The 543-nt window shown below is 56.0% G+C and carries 2 protein-coding genes; both read right to left on the bottom strand.

All coding sequences use genetic code 11. The features are described 5' to 3' along the window. Positions 1–186: hypothetical protein (locus NW837_RS14935; RefSeq protein ID WP_414332381.1), on the bottom strand; the 186-nt coding region annotated here is incomplete at its 3' end. A 53-nt stretch (positions 187–239) separates the two neighbouring features. Then, positions 240–455: a hypothetical protein gene (locus tag NW837_RS14930; RefSeq protein WP_414332379.1), complete on the bottom strand. Its 216-nt coding sequence runs from the start codon at positions 453–455 to the stop codon at positions 240–242. Positions 456–543: the final 88 nt, after the last annotated feature.

The following is a 543-nucleotide window of genomic DNA, read 5'->3' as shown; positions in this document are numbered from 1 at the left end:
CGAACTCTTGCCCACCTTCACCCCCCACTCCCCTAGCCACGCCTCAGCCTCTCGGTAGGACATCCGCAGGGTCGTTCCATGTATTCGCCGCAGGCACTCCGGCAAGTAGCCGCTCTCATCCAGGCTCTCGTCACGATACCCCTGGCCCTGATGACCACATCCGCAGCGATACCGATATCGCTGCACCTCCACCTCTCCCCACAAGCTTCCTATCTTCACCCGATGGCTTCGGCTACCCTTTAGCTCCTTTCCGCATCCTCCGCACGTTTTTTTTTGACCCCTTTGCCCTCTTCTCCGCTTCCTGTACCCCGGTCTCCCTTTTCCACCATCTCCTGCATCATCAGCCGCTGGATCTGTTTACCAAACTCGATCACCAGCAACTCCTGCTCAGCTATACTCTTCCCCTCTCCCAGCCGCTCGTACTCATCCACCAACTGATGCATCCGTTCCCGCATTTCGCTCATTCCCACAGTTTAGGCTGTTTGCCTATTTTCAGGACACACCCAACCGATTAACCGATTACAACAGGTTGACAAAGGTGCT

The sequence above is a fragment of the Synechococcus sp. R6-10 genome, assembly GCF_047461815.1.
GTDB lineage: Bacteria > Cyanobacteriota > Cyanobacteriia > Thermostichales > Thermostichaceae > Thermostichus.
This window is presented reverse-complemented; position numbering and strand designations above follow the sequence as displayed.